The organism is Anaerolineae bacterium, assembly GCA_013178015.1.
Classification (GTDB): Bacteria; Chloroflexota; Anaerolineae; order DRVO01; family DRVO01; genus Ch71.
Window position 1 is genome coordinate 74,165 of sequence record JABLXR010000040.1, and the last position, 7,325, is coordinate 81,489.

At 65.0% G+C, this 7,325-nt stretch carries 7 protein-coding genes; 3 read left to right on the forward strand and 4 right to left on the reverse strand.

The annotated features are described in order from the left end of the window. The first annotated feature begins 207 nt into the window (after nt 1-207). From HPY83_14935 to HPY83_14945, 3 genes are all read left to right on the forward strand, one after another. On the forward strand, nt 208-1,275 hold the full coding sequence (locus HPY83_14935; GenBank protein ID NPV09239.1) for a hypothetical protein: 1,068 nt from the start codon (nt 208-210) through the stop codon (nt 1,273-1,275). 128 nt (nt 1,276-1,403) lie between these two features. Further along, nucleotides 1,404-1,694: a helix-turn-helix domain-containing protein gene (locus HPY83_14940; GenBank protein NPV09240.1), complete on the forward strand. Its 291-nt coding sequence runs from the start codon at nt 1,404-1,406 to the stop codon at nt 1,692-1,694. Further along, nucleotides 1,691-2,113, forward strand: a complete 423-nt coding sequence (locus tag HPY83_14945) for a putative toxin-antitoxin system toxin component, PIN family (protein ID NPV09241.1) — start codon at nt 1,691-1,693, stop codon at nt 2,111-2,113. The genes HPY83_14940 and HPY83_14945 overlap by 4 nt, the downstream gene beginning before the upstream one ends. Before the next feature lie 59 nt (nt 2,114-2,172). Here HPY83_14945 and topA read toward each other — a convergent pair whose 3' ends face one another. From topA to HPY83_14965, 4 genes are all read right to left on the reverse strand, one after another. Continuing rightward, the gene (topA, locus tag HPY83_14950) at nt 2,173-4,431 is read right to left on the reverse strand and encodes a type I DNA topoisomerase (GenBank protein ID NPV09242.1); all 2,259 of its coding nucleotides are present in this window, start codon (nt 4,429-4,431) and stop codon (nt 2,173-2,175) included. Between the two features lie 62 nt (nt 4,432-4,493). Continuing rightward, nucleotides 4,494-5,564, reverse strand: coding sequence for an NTP transferase domain-containing protein (locus HPY83_14955; GenBank protein NPV09243.1), 1,071 nt, complete (start codon nt 5,562-5,564; stop codon nt 4,494-4,496). Between the two features lie 80 nt (nt 5,565-5,644). Further along, entirely contained in the window at nt 5,645-6,814 is a 1,170-nt protein-coding gene (gene dprA, locus HPY83_14960) for a DNA-protecting protein DprA (GenBank protein NPV09244.1), read from the reverse strand. A gap of 92 nt (nt 6,815-6,906) precedes the next feature. Continuing rightward, nucleotides 6,907-7,134, reverse strand: coding sequence for a KH domain-containing protein (locus tag HPY83_14965; protein ID NPV09245.1), 228 nt, complete (start codon nt 7,132-7,134; stop codon nt 6,907-6,909). Between the last annotated feature and the right edge of the window lie 191 nt (nt 7,135-7,325).

Sequence of the window (7,325 nt, forward strand, 5' to 3'; positions counted from 1 at the left end):
TTGGAGGCGCTCCCCGGAGGGTGGGAGCGCCTCCTCGTTTCGGGCGTGTTGCTTCCCAGACCCTCGGGGGCGCACCGGTGACGGCGAGTAACACGTCCAGCGCTAGCCGTGGACTGGTGCCGCCACCGTCACATCGGCCCTTGTCTTGGCTGCCGGGAACTTGCGCTCTATAGTTGGGGCCGACCACTGAGGGGAGGAGAACACCTGATGAACGACCACGAGCGTTTCGTGCGCACCATGCACTATCAGGACGTTGACCGTGTTCCGTTCTGGGACTTTGGCTTCTGGACGGAGACCGTCGAGACCTGGTACGAGCAAGGCCTGCCGCGAGATGTCTGGCTCAATACCTACTTCGGCATGGATCGGCAGCACGAGCACTTTCCCATCAACCTGGGCATGATCCCCAAGTTTGAGGAGGAGGTCATCGAGGACCGGGGCCAGAGCGAAGTCGTCATTGACTCGCAGGGGGTCAAGCTAGAGCGGCGCAAGGATGGGAGTTCCATTCCGCACTTCCTGGAGTTCCCCGTCAAGGACCGGGCCTCGTGGGAGGAGGTCAAGAAGCGTTACGATCCGGCGTCGCCCATGCGCTGGCCGGAGTACTTCGAAGACGCGGTGCGCGTGCGGCGAGAGCGGGACTACCCATTGGGGATATCGTGCGGGAGCATCTACGGGTGGCCCAGGAACCTGATGGGAGTGGAGAACCTGTCCCTGGCTGTCTACGACGATCCGGGTCTGGTCAAGGACATGATGCGGCACTTCGCCGATCTGGCCATTGCTGTGATCACTCCGGTGCTGGAGGCACTGCCCATAGACTACGCCAGCTTCTGGGAAGACATGGCCTACAACACCGGCCCGTTGCTGTCGCCCAAGCTGTTCCGGGAGATGATGGTGCCCGAGTACCGACGCATCACCGATGTGCTGCATCGGTACGGGGTAGACGTGGTCTACGTGGACTGCGACGGGCGCATTGACCAGCTGCTGCCTCTGTGGCTGGAGGCAGGGGTGAACTGCATGTTCCCTTGGGAGGTGCGCTGCAATGAGGACCCCTGGCAGATGCGCCGGAAGTACGGCCGCGAGCTGCTAATCATCGGGGGCATAGACAAGCTGGCGCTCATCGCCGGGCGCGAGGCCATAGATGCCGAGGTGGCGCGGCGCAAACCTCTCATGGACGATGGCGGCTACATCCCCACGGTGGATCATCGGGTGCCGCCCGACGTGACCCTGGACAACTACAAGTACTACCTGGAGGTCCTGCGCCGGGCCATCGAGCGGTAGAACACTGCCCTCAGGGGAAGGCGGTAGCAGTCTCGCCACGCGCGACAACTGCAACAGCCTAGAGTCCACTTGAGTATTGACCAGTACAGGTTAGTGCGATTGAATGCGGGTTGAGGAGGTGAGCAGTCGTGCGCGAGATCATGACCCCACAGCAGGTGGCAGCCTACCTGCAGGTGAATACCGACACCGTCTACCGCCTCATACGCAGGCGCAAACTGGCCGCGAGCCGCATCGGCCGTACGTACCGGATACCCAAGGCTGACCTAGAGGACTTCCTGATGGCCCAGAGCACTCGCCCCGAAGTGCGAGAAGCGTTGTTCCGCCGGGTGACAGACATTGCCAGGCGCAATCCGGGCCTCGATAGCGACAGACTCCTGGAGGAACTAGAACAGGACGATAGGCAAGCGCAGCGCCGATGATGCGCGTGCTCCTGGACGTCAACGTCATCATCTCCGCCATTATCGCACCCAAAGGCACTCCCCGACGGGTACTGGAGGCCTGGCAGCACGGGCGTTTCCTACTGATCATCTCTGAAGGCATCATAGCTCAGGTGGAGGAGAAGCTGCGCTGCCCCAGAATCGGCGGTGCGTATGGCATCGGCGACGAAGATATCATCTGGGTGACAGCCCTGCTGCGTACTCAGGCCGATGTGATCTTCGTCGGCCCCGAATGTCTACCGGGAGCAATGGCCGACCCGGAGGATGACTACGTTCTGGCCACCGGCGTTCTCGGTCACGCCGATTGCCTGGTAACTGGCGACCGAGGGCTACTGGCCCTGGAGGAGCACCAGGGCATGAGACCACTGACGCCCACGGCCCGTCTCGCTCTTCTCGGCTAAGAGGGGTAGTGCTGGTGTCGGGGCTGCGCCGACGTGCCACAAGAGGGCGCCGTGCTTCCTCAGCTGCCCTCCGCCACCGGCTGCTCCTGTTCCTCCTCGGAGCGCTCCAAGGGGGCCTGCTTCCCGCAGGCGAGGCACTGGGCAGCGGAACGGCCCTTCTGCACCATGAGGCCACCGCAGCTGAGGCAACGCTGCTTCAGGGGCCGGCTGTGGGTGGCGAAGCGGCACTCCGGGTACGCCTCGCAGCCGTAGAACACGCGACCACGCCGACTGCGGCGCTGCACCAGCTCCGACCCACACTCGGGACAGGTCACCCCGATCTTCTCCAGGAAGGGCCTGGTGTTGCGGCACTCGGGGTAGTTGCTGCATCCGATGAACTTCCCGAACCGGCCGTACTTGATCAGCATCGGCGCTCCGCAGACGTCGCAGTCCACACCAGCCAGCTCGTCTCGCATGCGCACGGCCTTGATTTCCCGGCGGGCGTGCTCCAGACGCTGGCTGAACGGGCGGTAGAACTCATCCACCACGGGCACCCACTTCTTGCGACCGGCGGCTATCTCGTCGAGGTCGTCCTCCATCTGGGCGGTGAATCCCACGTCCATCACCCGAGGGAAGTACTCCACTAGCAGGTCATTCACCACGAAGGCGATGTCGGTGGGAACCAGGTTGCGTTGCTGCCGCTCCACGTAGCCTCGGGCGATGATGGTGGAGATGATGGCGGCGTAGGTGCTAGGTCGCCCAATACCCTTCCCCTCCAGCTCTTTGATCAGGCTGGCCTCGTTGTAGCGCGGGGGCGGTTGGGTGAAGTGCTGCTCCGGCAAAAGCTGCAGCAAGACCAGCGGCTCGCCCTCGCTGAGCTCCGGGATCTCGGGCTCCTCTCCTTTGCCGCGCTCGCCACCGTAGACGGCCAGATAGCCGGGGAAGGCGAGAGTGGAGCCACTGGCACGGAACAAGTAATGGTGGCCGTCGTCCGTATCGGCGGCGACCTCGACCGCGATGGTGTTGTATACGGCCGACTTCATCTGACTGGCCACCAAGCGGCGCCAGATGAGCCGGTACAGCGCCAACTGGTCTCGGCTCAGGTGGGGAGCGACGCGCTCGGGAGTGCGTAGGACTGACGTAGGACGGATGGCCTCGTGGGCCTCCTGGGCCCTCTTGGAGCGGGTTCGGTACCGCCTGGGGCTGTCGGGCAGGTACTCACGGCCGAACCGCTCTTCCGCCACGGACCTGGCCTCTCGCAAAGCGGACTCGGCCACGTGGACGCTGTCGGTGCGCATGTAGGTGATCAGGCCAACGGATCCCTCGGGACCGAGATCCACCCCTTCGTACAGCTGCTGGGCCACGCGCATAGTGCGGGACGCCTGGAACCGCAGCACCCGCGAAGCTTCTTGCTGCAGAGTGCTCGTAGTGAAGGGTGGCGGCGGCGAGCGGCGTCGAGTGCCCCGCTTGATGCTGTCCACCCGAAAAGCAGCGCCCTTGAGCCGCTCGCAGACTTGAGTGGCGCTCTCCTCGTCGGGCAGGTCCGCGTCCTTGCCGTCGGCCTTGACCAGAGCGGCCTTGAACTGCTGGTCGTGCGCCTCGACCCGCGCCAGGAGGGCATCCACGGTCCAGTACTCCTCGGGGACGAAGGCCTGTATCTCCCGCTCACGCTCCACGATGAGGCGCACGGCGACCGACTGCACCCGGCCGGCCGACAGCCGGCTGCGCACTTTCTCCCACAGCAGAGGCGTGAGCTGATAGCCCACCAGCCGGTCCAGTATTCGCCGAGCTTGCTGGGCGTCCACCAGGTTATGGTCAATGGCGCGAGGGTGCTGGAAGGCTTCCCGGATGGCATCCTGCGTTATCTCGTGAAACACCACCCGGCGAGCCCGCTCCGGATCCAGGCCGGTAGCGGCCATGATGTGCCAAGCGATGGCTTCCCCCTCGCGGTCCAGGTCGGTAGCCAGGTAGACCTCGTTGGCCCCATCCACCGCCTGCTTCAGTTCCCTCACCACGGCGCGCTTGTCATTGGGTATGCGGTAGGTTGGCTCGTAGTTCCGTTCCGTGTCCACCGACAGGCGCGAGCGCAGGAGATCGCGCACGTGGCCGATGGATGCCTTCACGGTATAGCCTCGGCCCAAGTAGCGCTGGATGGTGCGTGCCTTGGTGGGCGATTCGACGATGACCAGGTTGCCCTTGCGTCGGGCGGGCGCCTTGCTGCTGCTGGCGGACTGGGCTGCCCCGGCGGTGCGACGGAAGAGCCGGCTCCCGCAGCTGGGGCACTGGCCCGCAATCCCGGGAGCGCCAGACTTCGCCCGGCTGGGGTGCGGTTCCGCCATGGTCACCTTAGCTTTGCACTTCAGGCAATAGGCTTGTATGTCGGTCAACTGGCAAACGACTCCTAGAGATACTCCTCGCGATTCTCGGCTTTCAGCCGCTCTACCAGGTCCTTAACCTCCTGGGAACGGCTCTTGGGGCACACCAGCAGCACATCGTCCGTGTCTACGATGATGACATCCTTCATACCGATGGTGGCGATCAGACGTCGTCCTCCGTAGATGAGCGATCCCGTAGTTTCGGAGCCCAGGTGCTCGGCGCCGACCACGATGTTGCCATGTTCGTCGGCACTGAGGACCTCGGCCAGGCTGGTCCAGCTTCCCACATCGCTCCACCCTAGGTCCGCTGGCACCACAGCCACGCGATCATCCCTCTCCATCACGCCCACGTCCACGCTGATGGGCTCTATGCGGCGCCAGACCCGCTCCAGGGTGGAGCGCTCGTCGGGGGTTCCCAGGTCGGCCTCGGCTTCCGCTAGCGCCTGATGCAGGTCGGGGAGGTGCTTGGCGATGGCGTTCAGAATGCGGTCCACCTTCCATACGAACATGCCTGCGTTCCACAGGTGGCGTCCGTCGGCGACAAAGCGTTCAGCGGTAGCCGGGTCCGGCTTCTCGGTGAAGCGGGCCACCTGGTAGGTGGGATGCCCGTAGTAGGTGGCTATCGGCACCCCGACCTCGATATAGCCGTAGCCCGTCTCGGGACGGGAGGGCTTGATGCCGATGGTTACCAGGTAGCCCTGCTGGGCCAGGCTCTCAGCCGCTCGCAGCGCCAATATGAACTCATCCGCACGCTGGATCACGTGGTCGGCGCTCAGCACAGCCACGGCGGCTTGTGGATCGCGACGGCGAATGTAGAGGGTGCCCAGGCCGACCGCCGGCGCGGTGTTCTTCCCCGAAGGCTCGACGATGATGTTCTCCGGGGGGACCTCCGTGAGCTGCCGGCAGACCTCCGTCTCGCACACCGTGTTGGTGACGACATAGACGTGATCGGGCGGCATCAGGGGGCCCAGGCGGGCAAAGGTCTCCTGCAGCATGGTGCTGGGCGAAACGATGTTCAGCAGCTGCTTGGGCCGGTCCTGACGACTGCGCGGCCAGAGGCGGGTCCCCTGGCCTCCGGCCAGTATCAGGGCGTACATTGGGAGCGAACCTCCTGGGAAAGGCCTGACTGCACTTAGCCGCTAGAAGGGCCTCGGGGACCGTTCCACAATCGGTCCCCTCAATCAAGAGTGTAAGCCAGCCCCGTCTCGCGCACCAGAACGTAGTGCATGCCCCCGACCGAGCGCGCCAGCCCCTTGAGCTCCAACAAGGCCAGGGTACTGGAGACGGTGGCCACGGGCAGGCCGCTACTCCGGCCGATCTCATCCACGTGCAACGGATCCGGGCTGAGGCAGCTCAGCACCCGCCGTTCGTTGTCGTCCGTCGGCATGGCCAGTCGCACCTCGGCCTGGGCTGCGACTAGTTGCAGATCCATCTCCTCCAGGACGTCCTCGGCGCAGGTAACCAGCTTGGCCTCTCCGCGCTGGATGAGGCGGTTGGTGCCTCGGCTCATGGGCCAGAAGATACCTCCGGGGACGGCATAGGTGTCCCGCCCCTGCTCCAGGGCGAACTGGACGGTGATGAGAGCACCACTGCGGTCCCCTGCTTCCACCACTAGCACACCGTGACACATGCCGCTAATGATGCGATTGCGTGGAGGGAAGTTGCGGGCATCGGGTCGAGTGCCCAAAGGATACTCGCTGAGCAAGGCACCGTTCTCCACCACCCGCGCGGCCAACCCCTGATGCCGGACGGGGTAGATGACGTCCACCCCCGAGCCCAGCACCGCCAGGGTGCGCCCACCCGAGTCCAACGCTGCTTCGTGGGCGGCGGCATCTATCCCCAGAGCTAGGCCACTCACCACAGTGACGCCGGACGCAGCCAGACCGGCTACTATGCGGCGCGTAGCTTCCAGACCGTAGCGGGTCGGCCGGCGGGTGCCCACCACCGCCACTGCCAGGCTGTCGCACTCGAGTAGGGCTCCCCGCACGTAGAGCACTGGGGGTGGAGAGGAGATATGGCGCAAGCGTTCGGGATACTCCGGGTGAGTCAGGGGCAGCGCGGTGACGCCGCGGCGATCCAGCAGATCGGCTTGAGCCTGGGGATCTATCCGCCGACGGCTGCGAAGCAGCTCCTCCGCGACCGAGCGCGGAAGCCCGGCGAAAAGGAGTTCGGTATCGTCCGAATGCCAGGCGCGACGCAGCGACCCGAAGCGGCTCAGGAGGTGCTGAATGCGCCCGGACCCCAAGCCCTGGACGCGACTGAGAGCAAGCCAGTAGGGGGTATCCTCAGGATCGTAGTCGGCCAGCACACTCCTCCGGCACGGGGGCCATGCAGGCGTGAGGGGCATCAGTGGGTGTGCCTGATAGCGGTCCGGCCCCATCCACTGGGGGCAGAAGGCTCACAGGCACAGTGGCAGGTACCCGCCGGATGGCCCCTGGATCAGTCTATCTCCAGGACAGCGCGCTGCCCCTTCTTCTCAGCGGCGACACGAAGGACAGTGCGCATGGCATTGGCGACGCTGCCGCCCTTGCCGATGACGCGTCCGACGTCGCTGGCATCTACCCGGAGCCGGTAGAGAGTGGCTCTCGGTCCCACCAGCTCTAGCACTTGCACCTTCTCTGGGTGCTCTACCAGGTTATGGGCGATGAACTCAATCAGAGGTCGCATGTCATCTCCCCAGTTCCAGCGCGGGAGCGTGTCGGCTCGGGCGGCTTAGGATGCCTCGGGCCGCAGGGCCTCCTCCGGCTCGACCGGCGTCGGCCCGGCTGGTTCGGCCTCGGTCTCTACCTGGGCCTGGTCCTCAGCGGCTGCAGGTTCTGGCTGAGCCTGGGACTCGGGCTCCGCCGCCTCGGCTGTAG